The following is a 19,662-nucleotide window of genomic DNA, read 5'->3' on the forward strand; positions in this document are numbered from 1 at the left end:
CGAACTGGCAATCATTTGACTATAAAGAAGTAGTACAGTACACGCTCTTGAGTTCTCAAACCACCACCACGCGCAAGGCCAAAACCGGCCGGAGAAGCACTCCGGGGCGGCCGTGCGGCAGCAAGAGAAGAATTTACACCGCTTCCGCGATCCGCGCAACCGGACGGCCGCCATCCCAGTCGTTCCAACACCTGTACGGCGTGTCGCACAAGGCAAAAACCATGCCCCAGGACGCACGAAAACGGCCCGCAGGCGGCCGGAAACCGTTCCCTCCGGCGTTTCGGGGGCGTCGTCGCCGTTCGCCGCGTAGAAAGGCAGCGACGTTCCGTCCGGTTCCGGCGCGCACTCGCCGCTGCGCGGCGTCGTGAGGACTCCCCCGCTTCGCGGCTTCGCCGCTCGGCGACTCCCTCCGAGGAGGGAGCATGGCCGAATCAGGTACGCGAAAGCCGCGGATTGCCCCGCGGCTTTCGCGACCGGTCAGACCGGCATGAATCGTTCAGATTCTCACTTCTTGAGCAGCGGCTCGACCTGCTCCTCGTAGGCGGTCAGGGCCGTGTCGATGACGTTGTGCATGTCGTAGTACTTGTAGGTGCCGAGGCGACCGCCGAAGACGACCTTCGGCTCGGCCGCCGCACGCTCGGCGTACTTCGCGTACAGTTCCTTGTCTTCCTCGGTGTTGATCGGGTAGTACGGCTCGTCGTCGCGCGTGGCGAAGCGGGAGTACTCTTCCCAGACGACGGTCTTGTCCGGGTTCTGCTGGGCGGCGCGTTCCGGGTTGAAGTTCTTGAACTCGATGGCGCGGGTGTACGGGACGTCGGCGTCGGAGAAGTTCATGACCGGGCAGCCGAAGTGGTCGCCCTCGTCGTAGCGGACTTCCTTGAAGTCGACAGTGCGCCACTTGAGGTCGCCGAGCTCGTAGTCGAAGTAGCGGTCGACCGGGCCGGTGTAGACGACCGGAACGCCGGCGGCGAGCAGCGCCTTCTTGTTGAACGGCTGCGACTCGTCGAAGAAGTCGGTGTTCAGCGAGACGTGGATGCGCGGATCGTCGATCATCTTCTCGAACCAGGCGGTGTAGCCGTTGGTCGGCAGGCCTTCCCAGGTGTCCTTGAAGTAGCGGTTGTCGTAGTTGTAGCGCACCGGCAGGCGGTTGATGATGCTGGCCGGCAGCTCGCTCGGGTCGGTCTGCCACTGCTTGGCGGTGTAGTTCTTGATGAACGCCTCGTACAGCGGGCGGCCGATCAGCTGGATGCCCTTGTCGTTGAGGTTCTGCGGATCGGTGCCGGCGAGCTCGCCCGCCTGCTCCTCGATCAGCGCCTTCGCCTCGGCCGGCGTGTAGTGCGCGCGGAAGAACTGGTTGATCGTGCCGAGGTTCGTCGGCAGCGGGTAGACCTCGCCGTCGTGCGTGGCGTAGACGCGGTGGACGTAGTCGGTGAACGACGTGAAGCGGTTGACGTAGTCCCACACGCGCTTGTTCGACGTGTGGAAGAGGTGGGCGCCGTACTTGTGGATTTCGGCGCCGGTTTCCGGATCCATGTAGGAGTAGGCGTTGCCGCCGATGTGGTCGCGGATGTCGATGATCTCGACGTTGACGCCGAGCTTCTCGACGGCCTGCTGGGCGACGGTCAGGCCAAACAGGCCGGCGCCGACGATGACGAGATCAGGGTACTGAGTCTCTTCAGCTGCCATTTTTCGGGTGTCCTTTCGTTGGTTCTCGGAAACTAGCCGAACGTCGGTCGTCTTGCCGATATTGAACGATTCCTGCGCCCACAGCCCGTCCGACCGCACATAGTTGCTGTTCAGTCTAGCCGTCCGGCACTACGAGTCGCGACGAAACCGACGATCTTTGCGGAAACTGCGCCTCTTTGCGACATCAAGAGAAAAGAACGGCTGGGTTTACGATGGAGAACGTGAGCGACACGGAAGTACTGGACAGGCAAGGGGTACCGCGATTCTCGCTGCTGATGAGCGTCTACGCGGGCAACGACATCGCGCAGTTCGAGCGCGCGGTGCAATCGGGCACGATCGAGCAGACATTGCCGCCGGACCAGGTCGTCATCGTCCGCGACGGACCGGTGTCGATCGACGTCCAGCGGTTCCTCGACACGTTGCAGCAGACAATCGACGTCTGGTTCTCGATCGCCGACCCGGCCGTCAGCGCGCCGAAGGTCACCGTCGTCACGCTCGAGCGCAACGACGGACTGGCGCACGCGCTCAACGAGGGACTGAAGCACTGCGACTACGACATCGTCGCTCGCGCCGACGCCGACGACATCTCGCTGCCGGAGCGCTTCGCGAAGACGATCGTGCACTTCGCCGACCGCCCGTCGGCCGGCTCGCACCGGCGCAAGGACGCCACCGGCCGCGTCGACGTGCTCGGCAGCGCCATCCAGGAGTTCACGGAAATCGACACTCGCCACCGTGCCGCCGACGGCAAGAATTCGAACGATCCGCACGATTCGGCCGGCAACGCTCCGGCGGACGGATCGTCCAATGCCCCGGCGCGACCGCACGAGCGGCGCACGCTCGACAACGACTATGGCCGCAGGAAGCTCGGGCAGGTGCGGCTGCTGCCGGCGGAGGGCGAGGAGCTGCGGCGGTACGCGAGGATGCAGTCGCCGGTGCACCATCCGAGCGTCGTGTTCCGCAAGTCCGCCGTGCTCGCCGCCGGCGGCTACCCCGAGGACGCCGGACGCTTCGAGGACTATCTGCTGTGGGCGCGCATGATGGTCGGCGGCGCCGTCTTCATGAACGTGCCGGAGCCGCTCGTGCTCTACCGCGCCGACGATGGCGCGTTCGAGCGGCGCGGCGGCGGCCAGATGTTCCGCGACGAGTGGCGGCTGCAGCGGCAGTTCCGCCGCGAGGGCTTCACGACCGCCTGGCAGTTCTGGCGCAATGTCGGCACGCGGGCCGTCTACCGGCTCGTCCCCACGTCGGTGCGCGAGAAGGCCTACCACCTGCTCGTCGCCCGGCGCAACCAGGGCGTGCAGAAGCAGCGGAAGCACTAGGCCGACTATCGCCGGGCGAGGGCTTCCAGGGCGGATTCGATTTCGGGGGTGTCGTCGAAGATTTCCAGGTTGGATTCGGGGCGGGTGCGCCAGCCGTCGTGCCAGCCGCGGACCAGGCAGTCGAGGAGCTGGCGGCGGTCGGAGCCGTGGACGAATGTCAGGATCCAGCGGCGGACGGTCTTGAGGACGAACTCGGCGAACTCGACCGGGAAGAAGATGTCGCGGGAGAATCGTGCCATCCAGATCTTGTTGCGCACCTCGTTGTAGAACCGGGGACCCGGATCGGCGTCGGAGGAACCGAAGACCTTCGTCTTGTGCACGACCTCGCTCGTCGGCACGTAGTAGCCCAGGCCGCGCTTGAGCAGGCCGGTCGTGAACTCGAAGTCGTCGTTCCACAGGAAGTAGGCGGCGCGCGGCAGGCGCTTGGTGCCGATGACGGCGCCGGCGTTGATCAGGCAGGAGACGAACGACAGCGAGCGCACCTGGTACGAATCGGGCACGCCGACGATGGCCGCCGGACCCTTGCGCACGAACGTGCGCGGGCGCGGCTTGTTCATCAGGTGTTCGCGGCCGTCGGTCCACAGTGCCTTCGAGCCGAGGACGGTCGGCAGCATCTCGGTGTCGCCTACGCAGGCGGCGACGGCGTGCAGCAGCCTGGCCAGCGCGTCCGGCGTGGGAATCGTGTCGTCGTCCATCACCCACAGGTAGTGCGGAGTGTCATCGGTGTCGGCGCCCTCCGGCGTGTAGTCGAGCAGCAGCGGGCGAACGGCTTCGGCGAGGCCGGCGCAGAAGCCGCCGGCGCCGCCGACGTTGCGGTGCAGCTGGACGATTTCGGGATGCAGCGCGTGGGCGCGGGCGACGGCGACGGCGTTGTCGGTGCTCGCGTTGTCGACGACGATGACCCGGTCCGGCCGGCGGGTCTGCGCGAGCAGCCCGCCGAGACACTCCCCCAGCAGCTCCTGCCGGTTGTACGACACGACGACGGCGGTAACTTGGAAACGCATGGTTGCCATTATAAACAATCGGCCGTCGGCGGCGCCGGCGCGCGGCCGCAAATGGCGCCGCCGTTGCGCCCTGAGAAGGGTTTTGTCGTCCCGTTCGCTGATTAGATTAGTCTTTTATTGACATTTCCAGGACTTCCGTCTGTCTTGGCACGGCGGACCTGACTAGCCGACGCCCCCCGTCCGCGGTTCCGCCGGCCTCGCCAGAGTTATATGAAGGAAGAAGTGAATTCATGCGTAGTGGCGAACATTCCAGTCCAGACAGCGTCGACAAGCAGAACGATTCCTCCGCGGAGCCCACGCCCGAGCTCGCGTCGCAGGACATGCCGACGCCGGAGCAGCAGCGCACGCAGGACACGCTGAACGCCGACGGCGAGGCCGCCGTGGCGGCCGCGGGCCAGCCGGACGCCGATCTCGACGACGCGATCGCGAAGAACGAGCGCACGGCGGTCGTCGAGGAAGAATCGTCCAGGAACGACGTCGAGAACCTCGACGCTGTCGCCGACGCCGTGCAGCCGAACGAGTACGCCGGCGAGCATAACGATCCGGCGACCGGCGCGCAGGTCGAGACCGAGCTGATCGACGACCGTCGCACCGTCGAGGCCGCCAACGAGGGCGAACATGCGCCGAAGATCGACGAGACGGCCGCGATGTCGGGCGGCGACGTGCCGCCGAACGCCGACGAGTTCGGCGTCACCCGCGACCTCAACACCGGCTCGACCGGCGAGGAACTCGACAGCGTCATCTACGGCGAGGGCGAGGGCACGAACAAGATCGAGGCCGCCGAGGACAACCATCCGCAGTACACGCCGGCGGGGCTGGAAGTGCCGCCGTTCTACGCGAGCGGTAACGAGGGCCACGACGGTTCCAGCCGCGCGGGCTCCGGCGCCGGCGCCGGCGAGGAGACGAACCTGCCGGACGGCGCTCCGGACGGCACGGCCGACGGCCAGCCGGACGGCGACTATCCGCCGCACGGGCGATCGTCGGTGGCCGAGAAGGCGCTGGACGGGGACATCGAGCCGACCAATGATTCCGGCAACGGCATCGAGGAAGGACAGACCGCCAGCGGCGACCACCTCCCTTTTCCGCAAGCGACTGCTGAGGACGAAGCCGTAACAGCAGCCGCGATGAATCGCAATGAGAGTGAAGAGATGAATCCTATCGAGAGCAATACGCATGACCCGGTGCCGGCTCAAGCCGACGCGGCCACGGACGGACCGGAAAAACATACGGCATCCGATCCGTCCGAGCTGTCCGGTCATGACGACGCATCTCACGAGAAGCGTCAAAAGCGAAGGGGACGCCGTGCTGACGTCTCCAAGGAGAAGAAAGTAGGGCCTGTCCGGCGACGCTGGCGGGCCTTCAAGGAAACCAGGTTCTACCGCATCTGGGACAAGCGCATCAAGTTCTCCTATGCGTTCTACGCCATCGCAGCATTTGTCGTCATCGAATGCATGAACATGATGCAGTTGTGGAGTGTCGACAACAATGCCCAGTATGACGCGTCGCTTGGCAAGAACCTGATGCGTCAGGTCTTCAACTCGGAACGCCTTGACATTGCATCCAATAAGGCGTGGATGAATTTCATCGCTCTGACGTTGATCTTCCTCGTCATCCTGTTCATCATCAACCGGTTCTGGGTGGCGACGGCCATATTCGGCACCATCATGATCATCTTTGCCGTGGCCAACAAGATCAAGATCGGCGTGCGCGGCGAAGTCATTCTGCCGTCCGACCTCAACTTCCTATCAGCCGGCAATGGCGGCGAATTAGTCTCCTTCGTCCCGGAAAGCCAGAAAATTCTGGTCAGCAGGGCCATACTGCTCGTCGTCGTGTTCATCATCATCTGCATTGCGCTGCAGTTCATTGACAAGCGTCGCACCTTTATCTGGTGCTCTTGGAAGCATCCAATCCGTAACGTCAAGAATATTGTCGGCACGTTCTTCCGCATTATTGCCGTTATCGTGAGCGTCGCCATGCTTATGACGTATGCCGCCGGTCTTGGCACGCCAAATTCCGCGGTATACAAATTCGTCCAGAACGAATTCGGATATACTCCGCGTCTGTGGGACACTCAGCTTGACGCCTCGAGCTCTGGCTCGCTGACGACGTTCCTGAGCCTGACGAAAGTCAATGCCATGGATGAGCCGGACGGCTATAGTGAATCCGCGATGAAAGAAATCCTCTCCAAGTATGAGGATTCTGCCAACACGATGAACGAAAGCCGCGGGACTGAGCTGACAGACAGCACCGTCATCGCCGTGCTATCGGAATCGTTCTCCGATCCAAATCGCGTGCCGGGGATATCCTTCAGTGAAGATCCGATGCCATACATCCACCAATTGGAGACAGAGACTACCAGTGGACTCATGCTCTCGAGCGGCTACGGTGGCGGCACGGCCAATATCGAATTCCAGGAGTTGACTGGCCTGAGCATGGCCAACTTCGACGCTTCGTTGCTTACACCCTACCAGCAGCTGATTCCGAATCTGGACAGCATCTATACGTTCAACCAGATGTGGAATGATGCCTGTGGTAGCGACAGCTGCTCCGTAGCCTATCATCCGTATTACGGCAGCTTCTACAACCGAATCTCTAACTACAAGAAGTTCGGATTCTCGGCATTCCATTCGCTCGATAGCGACGAACCAGTTACCCATCAGGACAAGATCGATAGGTCTACCACCGTCAGCGACGAGGCGGCCTATGAGGATGTGCTCGACGAGGTAAAGGGCACTGACGAAAATCAGTTCGTCCAACTCATCACCATGCAGAACCACACGCCGTACGTTAATCAATATGACAACAATCAGTTCATCGATGCCGACCAGTCCACCGATCTGACCGACGACGAGAGAACGCAGATTGACACCTACACCAAGGGAGTCAACTACACTGACGAGGCCACCGAAGAGTTCCTCGATGAACTCAACAGGCTCGACAAGCCAGTCACCGTCATCTTCTACGGCGACCACTTGCCTGGCATCTACTCGACGGCGTATGCGGACTCCAACAACGAAGTAGCACTGCATGAAACTGACTACTTCATCTGGTCGAACGACGCCACATTAAAGCAGACGACGTTGAACAACCAGACCGGCGTCTACTCCTCGTCGAACTACTTCATGGCACAAGCCGCTGAGCACCTCAACGCGAAGGTCTCCCCGTACCTCGCCATGCTGACTCAGCTCCACGAGGCCATTCCAGCGATGGCGCGTATTGCCGCCACTAATGGGGACTGGGCACCGGGCAACGCTATCACCATCCTCGACGCCCAAGGCAACGCCATCTCCGAGAGCTCGCTTTCGGATGAAGCCAAGGCGCTGCTCAAGGACTATCAGATGGTGCAGTATGACATGACAGTCGGCAAGAATTATCTCGAGGACACCGACTTCACGTCGCTACCGAGGAGTTGATCAACATTACGAGAGAGGGCCGATCAGTGTATTACCGACCGGCCCTCTCTTTTGTACAGGGAATTAGCCACAAATACCGACAAACCAACTCATCGTTGAATAATAGGTATTCGCCGCAATCGAGGAGCTGACGAAGAAGCCGAGGCCTAGCACAACAGCACTAACAAGGACAGCTGTTTCCACGACGACCACCGTGGTGGTGAAAGATACGCGCTGCAACGAACCAATGGCTGAAGCGATATCGCTATTAGCCGTTGCCACACCGGTCCAATTCGACCGTCCCCGATGTTCATCACTTTCCGCGTCTATTGTACGTGCCACACTCACTGACGCGAGAACTTGCACAAACGCCAGCATGCTGAACAAGGCGGCGAGAATCATCAGGAAAGCGAAGTCACCGTAATATCGCATGGCCGTGCCGCACTGCAAACTGTCTACGACACACACCACAAATCCGCAAAGCACGGAAATCCAGACGAAGGACCACGTATGCATGCGCGAGAGTCGGCGGCGCACAATCCAGGCAAACAGTGCGAATAATGCCAACGGCACCAGTGCGAAATAGCCACCTTCCGAAGGTTCGTTAGGCGCACCCAGAGTGGTATTGGTAGCGGTAAAAAACGGGAAATTGCTCTTTGTGGCAAACGGCTGGAACATCTGCGTAAAGAGCTGGAATGGCAACCGGTAGACCGACAACGTATGAGCGGTCATGTCAAAACCGGTCAGATTATAGTTCTGCCCGAAATTCAACCAAGACCCGAACCGAATGTAGTTGTAGTAGGCCAGAGGCAGCACTGCGACAATAAACGGAGCGAAAGCTCCGACTGTGGCACGCCAACCACGCTTTGAAAACAGCGCGCGATGACGCAGGATCTGCTGCGAGAAAAGCGGGAAAGCAAGCACACAGACAATGAGGAATTGTGGACGTGACCCAAAATTCAATGCAATAAACAACGATCCTAGGGCAACAAGCCATGGACTGACCGAACCGTCTCGTTTTTTTGAGCATTGCCAGCAATAGAGCCCTGTCATCGTTAATGCGATAGAACAGATTATGGGCACAGAATAGAACGTCGTATGCGAGCAATAGTACGTGATATTAAGACCGAGATTGACGCCGATCATGGCTAGCCAGACAAAGCCCACCGAGGTGTTGGGCGCGTAGTCGCGAATCAGTCGGCGCACAAGCAGAGTCGTCATCACAATGGCAATAGCGGCGAAGATACCAATAGCCGTGCACGTAGGCAAGGAACGCCCGAGAATCAGTTGGAATGGCACAAACAGCAACAAGCACGGAACGACGCCGAAATAGCTGTAATAGTGCCCGTCATAATAGGCGTGATCGAAATAGAAGACGTGACCTTCGCTGCCTAGCGTATATCGGTCGGCATAGGCATAGGGATTGGAGAGCGCCTTCAGAGCATCATCTACGGGGAGATCAAGCCAAGTGTGCCCATGGATGAGGGAATCGGCCAGCAGCTGGTATTGGTAAGGCTCAACCCAATGATTGAATACTGCGTTGAAATACACGTCTTCCGCGGGTCCCCGTCGTGCCATCAGCAACATGGCAATGCCAGACAACACTGTAAAGAGAACCATGGCGGCCATTTCGGTACCTCTTAGGCAGCGCAAACGACCAGTGGCCGCTTCCTTGAGCTCCCGCCAACTTAGACGGTACAGCTGTGAAGACGGACGGAAAGCGATGAGGAAGAGCATAACAGCCAGTTCTAGCAACACACGCACAGCGCTGATGCGGAAAGGAATGGTGGCGTTGACAACGAGACCGCCAAAACTTACACGCGTACCCACTCCGCCGCTAAAAGCCAGCCGAACAGCATCTGCATGATAGGTGCCACGAGTCTGACCAAAAAACATATACTGCGTACTCGGCATTGACGTATAGGTCAGTGTCCGCGAGAAATCGCCCCATGCCCCATCGCTAGCGGATGGCGAGACCCAGGACATGGCATTCTTATCGCTATCAAGCTGCGTCAAATCGCTGGTTGGCACTTCAATGGCGAAGGAGACTTCCTGCTTCTGCCTAGCCTGTTCGGCTGATGTCTCCCCAATGACGCCGCCGGACATCACCCGAAACGTCTTGACTACAACCGGACCACCATCAGGCGAAGAAATCGGCACTGTCACCGTCGCATCGTCGTCGCCGACAATCTCGTATATGCCGTTTCCAAGATCCTTCAGACCCTCGCCATAAGTAACGGTGCCATTAACGGCGGGAGTCAGGCTCATTGTTCGCCAATATCCCAGGTTAAAGAACGCCGTCTCGGCGAGAATAACGACGAGGAGGCCAATGGCCCAAGGCAGCCATCGATGCGTCCACCGCCTAGTCGTCGTCTGACGAGACGATTGACGTGATCCCCATCGATCGTGACGATGCTGCCGCACCACCTTCTCCTGTCCCCTACCCGGTTGTTCATTTGCCGGCTCTGACCCGGATTGCAGCTGGCACACCTCTTCTCCTCATTCTCGGTTGAATCTGACATATTGACATGGCAATACGGCGCCCATGAGAGCGCCGTGCCACTGGACACATACTTTACTTCGTCATCGGCTTCGCGGAATCCGATTCGAAAATCCTCCGCCAGACGTCCACGCTGGCCATGTCATAGTCGCGGTACCGCTTGCTGAGCCTATTCCAACGTTTCATCAGTTCCTTCGACAAGAACAGGCCCCTCTTGACCTCGCGCCGGAACAGATCGCTGTCGCGACGACACCATGCCACCGAGTTACCGTCAGGCGACGTAACCAACGCCGAATTCACGCCTACGAACGATCGCCAGATTGCATCACGAGCAGGAATGGCAATGTCCGGACGGTCGTCATGCTTTCCGCTGCCCCGCGAGACAAGAGCTCTTGCTATGGCCTGAATACCTTCCTTCTTTACTGCAGAGCTCGGCTTGGCTGTCTTGTCGGCCACGAATTCGCGACGTGGTTCGGGGAAGGCATCGACATTCATCCTAGTTTCCGCATCCGCGAACCCCCTGCGCATACGACGCACTTCGGTGAGCTTGTTCGGCATCGAATCGACAATGTACTGTGGACCGCGCATGATGTCCCGCAATCCCATATGCCGCAACGGCAATGCCGAATAAGTAAACTTCAAGCCAACGTTGACATCACCGTACAGCATTTCATAGATGAACCGCCAGCTCGGCTTATCGATGTGGAGTAACGCGCAAATCCATCGATTGCGTTGGAAGAAGTACTCCTCCCAAGTACGTGATGGATCCTTGTCGTGCCACGCCTGATGCCAGACGGCGACGCCTGGCAGACAAACGGTATGATAACCGTGTTCGGCAGCGCGGATGGCATATTCAGTGTCGTCGAACTTGATGAAGACCGGTAGTGATAAGCCAATGTCTTTCATGATCACGGTCGGGATCAGGCACATCCACCAGCCATTGAAATCGGAATCGACGCGACGGTGGCGTTCGGGCGAATCACGAAGCGGAAACTTCGCGAAATCATGGTTGTATTCAAGACCGTCACTTGGAGCAGTCCACACATTGTTCCGCGTGAACCGCTCGCCCTGCGTATACAGCACAGTGCGGTTGTCGAGGTGAAGCATGCCGCCGCCGACGATCGTCGGTTTCTTGCAGTAGTCGGCAAACTGCACGGCGCGCAGGATGGCCTCTGGCTCGGAGATGGCATCATCGTCGAGCAGCAGCGTGTAAGACGACTTTCGGGCCTCTAGCGTCTCAAACATGCCGCGGGAGAAGCCACCAGAACCGCCAAAATTAGCCTGGCGGATATAGGTAAGCTGCGGTCCGAGTTCATTGGCCGTGTGGTCAAATCCGGGCTGGTCTTTGACGAGATCGGTACCCTGATCGACAAGATAAATGGTGTCTAGACGCTTGCGCAGTTCCGGTTCCGAAGCGATCGTCTTCAACTGGTTGTGGGCGTATGGTGCACGATTGAACGTCGTGATGGCGATGGACAGCGAGGTTGGTTTCGTCGGGTTCGCAGTACCGGCACGCACGCGCTCGGCAACTGGCACGTTCCATGCCGCATTGCGGACAGTTAATTCGCAATCATCGTCGGCCTTGGCGTCGAACCAGAAGTAGCCGCCGTCAATGAGACCGTGCATGTCGAGGTCGATGGTGACAGTCTGGAACTTCGGTGCCGCATAGGAAGAAGACTTGGCGGAAGCGAAAGAATCGTTCCCGATTTCAATAGTGCCAGCTGGTGAGAATAGGCCACGGCCGGTTGAACGGAACAGGGAGATGACGCCGCGACCGGTGACTTCGGCGACGAAACGCACGCCGGAAATGTTCGTCCAACGCTTCCAATAGGCCGCCGGGAATGCATTGAAGAACGTGCACAGCGAGACGTGTTTGCCAGGCTTGACCGTCAAAGTCGTACGATCAGCAACAGAAAAAACATCATGCTGGGACGTTGTGGCAACTGGATTGACACCCTCATTGACCAGCCGTTCGAATGCCGTCTTGTTCATGGCGCCGAAGTCGATCGCCTGCATGTCGATGCGCGGCTCCTGCACCGTGTCCGGAATATGTGGACGAGTCCATTCAATGGCATAGAGCGGCATCGTGAGATCTTCGTCGCGGACCGGATAAACTACACGATTGACGACTTCCCATGCCGCATTGACATCTACTCCGCTGCTGGCGCCGCGATGTCGGACATTCGCTGTCCTCCGATGTACAGTGTTCTGATTTCTCTGCTGGGTCATAAGACCGAGTGTAGCTCGAACCTCATAACAGGAATACAACGGCTTCTGGAAGCTAGTCAGCCGTCAAGCAATTGGTAAAAACATCGGCAATATCGCATATGAGCACAAGCAGCTGTCACAATCCCCGCTTCAAAAACAAAATTGCGACACAGGCATATCAGGAAACAACCTCACCATCCGTAGACGACGGCAGCCATCTTGCGGATTTGGTCACGGTAGTCAAAGCGAATGCCGGGATTCTCGAAGCCGGAGCCCGGCTGCGGGATAGATGGCACGTCAATCATCGTCTCGGCCCAGCGGCTGCCCATGCGCAGGACGGCGACGTGCTTGACGTCGTAGTAACCGGGCTTCACCGATAGGTAGCATCCCTCAGCGCCTACGGCCGACGCAAGCAGATGCGGATGGTAGCGCGTCGACAGCCAACGCTGGCCCGGCGCCGCCGGAAAACCGTCCTCGACGATGATCTGCGTCGGGAACAGTTCGGTGCGATAGCCGTTCCCCTCGAGGAACTTGATGAGTTCGATGCATTCGTACGGAATGCACTCCACCACTCCGAGCGTTTCATGCTCACGGTCGACCTGCCACGCCTCAAGCACGGCAAGAACATGCTGGAAGAGCGCCTGATGGTCTTCAACGAAATCCTGCTGCACGCACAGCATCGTGCGCGGTAACTTACCTTCGACCACTCCAGCGCCGTCGAAGCCAGCACCGCGGCGCTCGTCATAGACGCCGTCGAGGGCATTGACGAAACAATCGTCCGGCATCAGCTTCGCAATGCCGGTCAGTCCAGCTTGATCGATCGACTGCAGACTGCGTTCGTCGCGACAGCCGAAAGCAATCATTGTCGCGGCAACATCGGCGACATACTGGCGATCACGATCGGACAGCGGCACCAGGCCAGCACCCGTCGCGATCGACGGAATGCCGTGGGCGACAGCCCACTGTGGCGCCGCTAGCCGCGCGAGGTTGGCAGCCCATGGCGAGTTCATGTAGCCACCGCCGAGGATGTGCATCGTCTTGACGTCACGGTTGAGCAGCCGAATGCCGGAGGCGAGCCGCGCCGCGCGGCCTTCGTCCTCGAGCGCGGCGACGATCGTGGCCGCGATGTCGGCAACCGGCGCGTCGACGTCGACGCGGCCGTTAGCGATCGGATTCTCGATAGTGAGTCGCGCGATCGTGTCGGTGACGGTCAGGTGGGGGTGCAGTCCACGTAGAATGGCAGCCGACGGGCCCGGTCGCATGCAGTCGACAACGACTGGCGTCTGCGGGTCGATTTGTGCAAGATACTTGAGCCATTCCGCGGCAATCAATTCATCACCGTAATTCGGAAAGCCCGGCTCGGCGATCAGATAGTGCACCTTGCAATGACGTTGCTCATCAGGCATGGTATCGCCCAGACGGACAAGTTCGCGCTGCATCTGATCGAGTATCTCTTCGGTGCGCTGCTGGTTATCGCGTAGTCCTTCAAGCTGTTGTTTGACCTGATCGGCGTTGCTATGGAACGATCGGCTCGAAACCGGTAGCATTGATTTCCAACTCATCGATGGCACTCTCCTTCAAGCATTTGTCGCTCCAGTCTACCGAAAAGAGACGAACACGATTCCAGCACGGGAATTGCGTACGGCTCTTCCATGCTCACCGCGCAATTATGCATTGTTCTTTGTGTAACGGTCGATAGGATGTGCACATGCCGCAAGGAGCGGCGCCGGAGAAGTAAAGGATTTCATGATGAAAAAGCAACTCAGGGGCGACGAGGATACCCCTCAGGACAAGAAGGAACGCAAACGCAACACGAGGATGAACTGGTGGCTGCTGGCCATCATCGTCTGCGCGGCCGTCATCATCATTCTCTATCCGTACTATTCCGGCTACGAATCGAAGGACGATCTCGAGACCGACCTGATCTCCTACGTCCAGCCGGCCAATCCGGATACGTCGACGAACTCGGGTACCTCCACTAGCCCCTATATCTCGACGACCGATACTGGCGAGCAGACCGTCGCGGCGTAATTGCTGCATGGCACATGCCGCTTTCCTGAACGGGAGAGATAACGATGATCGAGATTAACGGAATCATGTATGCAAGCAACCCCACGCCGGAAATCAAGGTGACGGCCGCACGCACGACCGGCGATCATATCCTGCTGGTCACCTTCTCGACCGGCGAGACTCGGCTCGTCGACGCCACTGAATGGTACGATTCTCCCGCTTTCCGGCCCTTGCAAGACGAAGATGTCTTCGAGAATTTCGAGATTGACCACGGTGTGTTGACGTGGGAAAACGGCGACGTCGACATTTCGCCGACCTACCTGTACGACCACTCGTACGAATACAGCACGATCCGCTAATTCGTGGCGGCATAACTGCATGGCGATCAGCGTATTGGCGTCCCGGTTGTTCGCCGTTTTCACGTCACAAACCCGAGCTGCGAGCTCGGGTTTGTGACATTTCGGGAAGGGTGGCGGGACGGCGAAAATCCTGAATCGTCCCGATTTTATACTTTTTTATATTTGTTATATCTGTTATATCTGTTATATCTTTCGCAACGCCGCCAGTCGAGGAGTTCCACCCATGTCCAATCCATTCAAGCCCACCGCCGGCAAGACACCACCGGTTCTCATCGGTCGTGAAAGTGACCTCGAGGAGTTCTCCATCGGCCTTGACGACGGTCCCGGCGCGCCGTCCCGACTCATGTATTTCACGGGCGCACGCGGTGTCGGCAAGACTGTCATGCTCAATGCCATCGGCGACATTGCCTGCGAGCGCAAGTGGGTCGTCGTCGACGAGACCGCCGACGCCGGCTTCATCGATCGCATCATCCAGGCGCTTGATCGCAAGAAACACCGGGTGAGCAGCATCAAGCTCCCGACCGCGAGCGTTTCCACCGCCCTCGGCTCCGCGGAGGCGACTGTCGGTCTCGGCGAGGTCGAATTCGCGGATACGCAGGCATCGTTGGACCTGCGTCACGCCATCGGTGACCGGCTTGACTCGCTCAATGAAAAGAAGCGTGGCATCCTCGTCACGCTCGACGAAGTCCAGCCGCAGTCGATTGCGGAAATGCGCGCGCTGGCGACAGCGGTGCAGCACCTGATTCGCGAGGATCGCAACATCGCATTCGTGTTCGCCGGACTGCCAGCGATGGTCGAGGAAGTCATCAACGACGACATTCTCACCTTCCTGCGAAGATCGTTGCGCAAGCATCTCGGCAGCGTTGCGCAGACGGACATCGAGCAGGCCTTTGCGGAAACGATTCACGCCGGCGACAAGCAGGCCGATGACAATGTCATCACACGGCTTGCGGAAGCCACAAACGGCTATCCGTACATGATTCAGTTGGTCGGTTACTACGCATGGCAGAATGCCGATCGCGGCGACGGCCCTTCCGTCATCACGATGGACGAGGCGGAACGCGGCATCGCGACAGCGCAGACGATGCTCGGCAGCATGGTGCATGGTCCGGCGTTCGACGAACTACCCGACATGGCGCGCAGCTACCTGCTGGCGATGAGCCAGGACGATGGTCCGTCGAAAACGGCGGACATCGCCTCCCGCCTTGGTCACGACACCGGATACGCCAACGTTTACCGCACTCGACTGATCAAGGAAGACTTGATTGAGCCTGCCGGCTACGGACTCGTGGATTTCAAGATTCCGTACATGCGCGAATACCTGCGCGAGCATGGCACCAATGAACAGATGAGAAGGAATCTGGAGGAGTAACATGACGATTCCTTCATCAGAGTCTCAAGGAGGAGACGACACTACCCGTTCATCACGTCGTACGTCCTGTGCAGGAAGGCGGCCATGTCGGCGCGGACGACGGTGCTCGTCGGCTGGAATGTCGCCGTGCCGTCCGAGGACGTCCAGCCGGTCGAGATGCCGACCGACGCGCACCACCAGATTTCCTTCGCATGCGGCGTCGACGACGTGACGTCGGTGAACGTCGCCATGTCGGCGGCCGTCGGCGTGTACGCCGGCGAACCGGCCAGCCGGTACAGGAACGCCGCCATGTCCTGCCGCAATACCGTATTCGTCGGCCGGAACGTCTTCGTGCCGTCGCTTTCCGTCCAGCCGGTCGAGATACCGTTCGCCGTCGTCCACCAGATCTCGCTGGCGTGCGGCGTGGAGGAGCTCACGTCGCTATACGTCGCTTGCTCGGAAGAACTTGCCGTGTACGACGGCGACCCGTCAGTACGGTACAGGAACGCCGACATGTCCTGCCGGATGACGTTGGCTGACGGCTCGAACGTCCCGTTCGCAAAACCGGTCGTGATGCCCTGGCTGCTGAGCCACTTGATGTCGCTGTAGTGTGCCGTCGACCGCGAGTTGACATCGAGGAACGCGTACTCGTCAAACGCCGACATGTCGACATTGCCGCTGATGCCGTCGACGGTCGCCGAGCTCGTGTACTGCCAGCCGCGGCCGCCGTCATAGTTGGGGTATGTGTACGACAGCGTCGTGTTGTACTGGGCAATCCAGCCGATCTTCGACTCGAGCGACGTCGTGTTGAGATAGGAGTTCGCGAACGACAGGTACGTGTACAGCTCGACGTTGTCGTAGCCGCGCGCCGCGAGCGTGCTCGTGAACGTGCTGACGATCGACTGGAACGCCGACGCCGACGTGGGGTAGGAATGGACGACGCCGTCGTCGTCGGTCCACGAGCTCCAGTTCTCGATGTCGTAGAAAATCGGCAGCCGCAGGCTTGTGACATACTCGTCGAGCTCGTCGGCGACGAACGTCGCCTCGAGCTTCGCAAGCGCCGTCGTGTCGGCGTAGGAGTAGAGGTAGATGCCAAACGGCACGCCGGCGGCTTCGGCGTTCTTGACATTCTCGACGAACGTCGAGTCGAGGTTGTTGCAGTAACCGACGCGGATGATGGCGGCGTCGATTCCCGCGGCCTTGACGGCGGCCCAGTCGATCGTGCCCTGCCACTTCGAAACATCGATGACCTTCATCGCCGGATCGGCGAACACGGTGCCGTCGCTCTCGGTGAACGTCTTGCTGTCACCGTCGGTGCCCCACGTCACTGACGAGCTCGTCGACGCAAGCTGGACGGTCGCGGCGGAATTCGTGGCGACGGCATTGGAGACCGTGCCGGTCGTGGCGGAAGAATCGTTTCCGTCGAGGCTGCTGTCGGCGGCGACGTCGGTGACGGTGCCGGCGGCGCTCGCGGAGCTTTCGTCGGTCGTGCCGTCGGTGACCGGGCTGGCGGCGCTCGTGTCGGGAATGTCGACCGGCGCGCTTTCGCCTGCGCCGGCGCCGATGGCGTTGTCGGTGTTCCACATGTGCTTCGGGTCGATCTGGTCGCTCGTGTCGATCGTGTCGACGGAAGTATTGGACGATTCGTCCGCCATCGCCGTCCCCGCAGCCATTGGCGAGCCGACCGCGAGCGCCGCCGCCGCGAGCGCCGCGATCGCGACGACGAGCGACCACCGTTTGCGGCTGCGCCTCGGGGCTCCCGCCGACTGCGCGCCGCGCGTCCGTTCGCCGTCGCGGCCGGCGTGATGATGCTTCTGGTTATGCGAATCCGACGTCATGGTCACCTGATTTCCGAACAAGACAAGGAACGAGCTGATAAGAACCACTTACCCGACCCGGCAACGCCACGGCAAGTCATCCGTCATCCTAAGCGGCAAGTCTGGGAACTCTGTCTAGTTTCGGTCAGGGCACAACAGGCTGTTACGCAATTGTGGCTCCCTGGAAGGGAGCTGGCGGCGAAGCCGACTGAGGATCAACTCGCGAAACGTAATGGTCTACGCTCCGTAAGTCGACCCTCAGGCTCGCTACGCTCGCCAGCTCCCTTTCAGGGAGCCAACATCGATGGCACGAACTTAGTGCATGACGTTGTAGACGCGCTCGAGGAAGGCGGCCATGTCCTGACGCTGGACGGAGGCGGTGGGCCGGTAGACGGTGGACGATCCGGACGTCCAGCCGTTGGCGATGCCGGCCGACGCGCACCACCAGATCTCCTTGGCATGCGGCGTCGAATCGGTGACGTCGCTGAACTTCGCCTTGATCGCGGCCGTCGGCGTATACTCCGGCGATCCGGCGATACGGTAGAGGAATGCGGCCATGTCCTGGCGGTTGACGACGGCTGTCGGGTGGTAACCACCGTCGGTAAAGCCCTCGGTGATGCCCTTGCTCGCCATCCACCAGATCGCATTGGCGTGCGGCGTGGAGGAATTCACGTCGGAGAAGACGGCCCTCTGCGCGGCCGTCGGCGTGAACGACGGCGATCCGGCCACGCGGTACAGGAACGCGGCCATGTCCTGGCGGATGACGGTGTTACCCACCCCGAACGCGCCGTTCGCGTATCCGGTCGTCACACCCTTGTTCTTCGCCCATTTGATCGAGCTATCGTGCGCCGTCGAGCGCGAATTGGCATCCCAGAAGATGTGCTCGTCGAACGCGGACATGTCAACGTTGCCGGAGATGCCGTTCACGCTTGCGGAGGAGGTGTACTGCCAGCCGCGGCCGCCCGAGTAGCCCGGGAACGTGTAGGTCGTCGTCGGATTGTATTCGGCAATCCAGGACACCTTTGCCTTTGCCGCGTTATCGAAGTACGCATTGGCCATGGCGCGGTAGGTATACAGGTACGTGTTGGTATATCCATGCTGGTTTATGCGGCCATAGAAGGCGTTGATGATGGTGGACCATCCGGCAACCGTGGTGGGCTGGTAATGCGTGGCAATGACCTTGCCGTTTCGGTCCGTTTCGTCCCACGATCCCCACTCTTCGAGATCGTAGAAGATCGGCAGACGCCACGAGGTGATGTTGTACTTCTTGAGCAGCGTGACAATCCAGTCGGCCTCGGTCCGGGCCAGTGCGGCGGTGTCGGCGTAGGAGTACAAGTAGAAGCCGAGCGGCATGCCGACCTTCTGGGCACCGGCGATGTTTTCGGCTAGGCGGGGGTCCTCGGTGCCATTGCCGTAACCGAGACGGATGATCGCGGCATCCACGCCGGCGGCCTTGACCTTGGCCCAGTCGATTTCTCCCTGCCATTTCGACACGTCGATGACTTTCATGGCGGGACTTGCAAACGTGTTGCCATTGCCATCCACGAATGTCTTGTTGCCGCTGGTGGTGGTCCAGTACGGTGATGACGCCTGAGCCTGCGGTTCGTCCTCGGCATTGGTCCACATGTGCTGCGGATCTTCCTGGCCGCTCACATCTACATTCGACGCGATGTAGTCCTCGAACGCGACGACCGGATCGTCGTCGATGAATCTGCCGTCGACGATCGTGCCGCCGGTAATGGCACCATCGGCAATCGTCATGGCGTCGTCGGCGAACGCTGTCATTGGCAGCCCGGCGACGCCGAGCGACAGCGCCAACGTCGACGCGATCGCCGCGATCGTGGATGCACGGAATCGGTTCCGGAAACGGTTGCTTCTTCTCCTCATTGCGAAGGCCCTTCTCTCGTTGCAGTGAAGGATCCAGCGTAACGAAGCATAACGGCACAATTCCACCATTCGTGACGAATCTGTGCACGATTCCCGCAACTTGTCCTATTCCCTGTGCTTCTCCCTCCC

The 19,662-nt window shown here is 59.8% G+C and carries 12 protein-coding genes; 5 read left to right on the forward strand and 7 right to left on the reverse strand.

All coding sequences use genetic code 11. The annotated features are described in order from the left end of the window. Nucleotides 1–504: 504 nt before the first annotated feature. Nucleotides 505–1,686 (reverse strand): UDP-galactopyranose mutase, encoded by a 1,182-nt coding sequence (gene glf, locus F6S87_RS07670; RefSeq protein ID WP_163228081.1) that lies wholly within the window; start codon nucleotides 1,684–1,686, stop codon nucleotides 505–507. Nucleotides 1,687–1,907: 221 nt separating this feature from the next. Between glf and F6S87_RS08795 the strand changes: the two genes are divergently transcribed. Further along, complete coding sequence (locus F6S87_RS08795; RefSeq protein WP_331270780.1) at nucleotides 1,908–3,005, forward strand: glycosyltransferase; 1,098 nt, start codon at nucleotides 1,908–1,910, stop codon at nucleotides 3,003–3,005. Between the two features lie 5 nt (nucleotides 3,006–3,010). On the opposite strand, the gene F6S87_RS07685 is transcribed toward F6S87_RS08795, so the two are convergent. Then, nucleotides 3,011–4,009: a glycosyltransferase gene (locus F6S87_RS07685; RefSeq protein WP_163228082.1), complete on the reverse strand. Its 999-nt coding sequence runs from the start codon at nucleotides 4,007–4,009 to the stop codon at nucleotides 3,011–3,013. A gap of 380 nt (nucleotides 4,010–4,389) precedes the next feature. Here F6S87_RS07685 and F6S87_RS08895 point away from each other — a divergent pair, with 380 nt between their 5' ends. Further along, nucleotides 4,390–7,422: a sulfatase-like hydrolase/transferase gene (locus F6S87_RS08895; protein ID WP_163228083.1), complete on the forward strand. Its 3,033-nt coding sequence runs from the start codon at nucleotides 4,390–4,392 to the stop codon at nucleotides 7,420–7,422. 63 nt (nucleotides 7,423–7,485) lie between these two features. Here F6S87_RS08895 and F6S87_RS07695 read toward each other — a convergent pair whose 3' ends face one another. The 3 genes from F6S87_RS07695 to F6S87_RS07705 all read right to left on the reverse strand — a co-directional run bounded on the left by F6S87_RS07695 (nucleotide 7,486) and on the right by F6S87_RS07705 (nucleotide 13,671). Next, nucleotides 7,486–9,669, reverse strand: coding sequence for a glycosyltransferase (locus F6S87_RS07695; RefSeq protein WP_163228084.1), 2,184 nt, complete (start codon nucleotides 9,667–9,669; stop codon nucleotides 7,486–7,488). Between the two features lie 307 nt (nucleotides 9,670–9,976). Continuing rightward, the gene (locus F6S87_RS07700; protein ID WP_163228085.1) at nucleotides 9,977–12,130 is read right to left on the reverse strand and encodes a glycosyltransferase; all 2,154 of its coding nucleotides are present in this window, start codon (nucleotides 12,128–12,130) and stop codon (nucleotides 9,977–9,979) included. 170 nt (nucleotides 12,131–12,300) lie between these two features. Continuing rightward, entirely contained in the window at nucleotides 12,301–13,671 is a 1,371-nt protein-coding gene (locus F6S87_RS07705; RefSeq protein WP_163228086.1) for a polysaccharide pyruvyl transferase family protein, read from the reverse strand. A gap of 184 nt (nucleotides 13,672–13,855) precedes the next feature. Here F6S87_RS07705 and F6S87_RS07710 point away from each other — a divergent pair, with 184 nt between their 5' ends. The 3 genes from F6S87_RS07710 (at nucleotide 13,856) to F6S87_RS07720 (ending at nucleotide 15,850) form a co-directional block, all read left to right on the forward strand. After that, nucleotides 13,856–14,140 carry a hypothetical protein gene (locus F6S87_RS07710; protein ID WP_163228087.1) on the forward strand — a complete coding sequence of 95 codons (285 nt, stop codon included), beginning with the start codon at nucleotides 13,856–13,858 and terminating at the stop codon, nucleotides 14,138–14,140. Nucleotides 14,141–14,205: 65 nt separating this feature from the next. Beyond that, the gene (locus F6S87_RS07715; protein WP_196779171.1) at nucleotides 14,206–14,478 is read left to right on the forward strand and encodes a DUF2442 domain-containing protein; all 273 of its coding nucleotides are present in this window, start codon (nucleotides 14,206–14,208) and stop codon (nucleotides 14,476–14,478) included. Between the two features lie 223 nt (nucleotides 14,479–14,701). Then, on the forward strand, nucleotides 14,702–15,850 hold the full coding sequence (locus F6S87_RS07720; protein ID WP_163228089.1) for an ATP-binding protein: 1,149 nt from the start codon (nucleotides 14,702–14,704) through the stop codon (nucleotides 15,848–15,850). A gap of 41 nt (nucleotides 15,851–15,891) precedes the next feature. Here the strand turns inward: F6S87_RS07720 and F6S87_RS07725 are convergent, their stop codons facing one another. Beyond that, nucleotides 15,892–17,667 carry a GH25 family lysozyme gene (locus F6S87_RS07725; protein WP_231129458.1) on the reverse strand — a complete coding sequence of 592 codons (1,776 nt, stop codon included), beginning with the start codon at nucleotides 17,665–17,667 and terminating at the stop codon, nucleotides 15,892–15,894. Between the two features lie 294 nt (nucleotides 17,668–17,961). After that, nucleotides 17,962–19,533, reverse strand: coding sequence for a GH25 family lysozyme (locus F6S87_RS07730; protein WP_163228091.1), 1,572 nt, complete (start codon nucleotides 19,531–19,533; stop codon nucleotides 17,962–17,964). Between the last annotated feature and the right edge of the window lie 129 nt (nucleotides 19,534–19,662).

It is taken from the genome of Bifidobacterium choloepi (genome assembly GCF_010667615.1).
GTDB lineage: Bacteria > Actinomycetota > Actinomycetes > Actinomycetales > Bifidobacteriaceae > Bifidobacterium > Bifidobacterium choloepi.

What these genes read in the sequence shown, in the direction of transcription:
- F6S87_RS07705 (WP_163228086.1), bottom strand. Translation starts at nt 13,671, where the DNA reads ATGAGTTGGAAATCAATGCTACCGGTTTCGAGCCGATCGTTCCATAGC.
- F6S87_RS07730 (WP_163228091.1), bottom strand. Translation starts at nt 19,533, where the DNA reads ATGAGGAGAAGAAGCAACCGTTTCCGGAACCGATTCCGTGCATCCACG.
- F6S87_RS07700 (WP_163228085.1), bottom strand. Translation starts at nt 12,130, where the DNA reads ATGACCCAGCAGAGAAATCAGAACACTGTACATCGGAGGACAGCGAAT.
- F6S87_RS07685 (WP_163228082.1), bottom strand. Translation starts at nt 4,009, where the DNA reads ATGCGTTTCCAAGTTACCGCCGTCGTCGTGTCGTACAACCGGCAGGAG.
- F6S87_RS07725 (WP_231129458.1), bottom strand. Translation starts at nt 17,667, where the DNA reads ATGACGTCGGATTCGCATAACCAGAAGCATCATCACGCCGGCCGCGAC.
- F6S87_RS07695 (WP_163228084.1), bottom strand. Translation starts at nt 9,669, where the DNA reads ATGAGCCTGACTCCCGCCGTTAATGGCACCGTTACTTATGGCGAGGGT.
- glf (WP_163228081.1), bottom strand. Translation starts at nt 1,686, where the DNA reads ATGGCAGCTGAAGAGACTCAGTACCCTGATCTCGTCATCGTCGGCGCC.
- F6S87_RS07720 (WP_163228089.1), top strand. Translation starts at nt 14,702, where the DNA reads ATGTCCAATCCATTCAAGCCCACCGCCGGCAAGACACCACCGGTTCTC.
- F6S87_RS07710 (WP_163228087.1), top strand. Translation starts at nt 13,856, where the DNA reads ATGATGAAAAAGCAACTCAGGGGCGACGAGGATACCCCTCAGGACAAG.
- F6S87_RS07715 (WP_196779171.1), top strand. Translation starts at nt 14,206, where the DNA reads ATGTATGCAAGCAACCCCACGCCGGAAATCAAGGTGACGGCCGCACGC.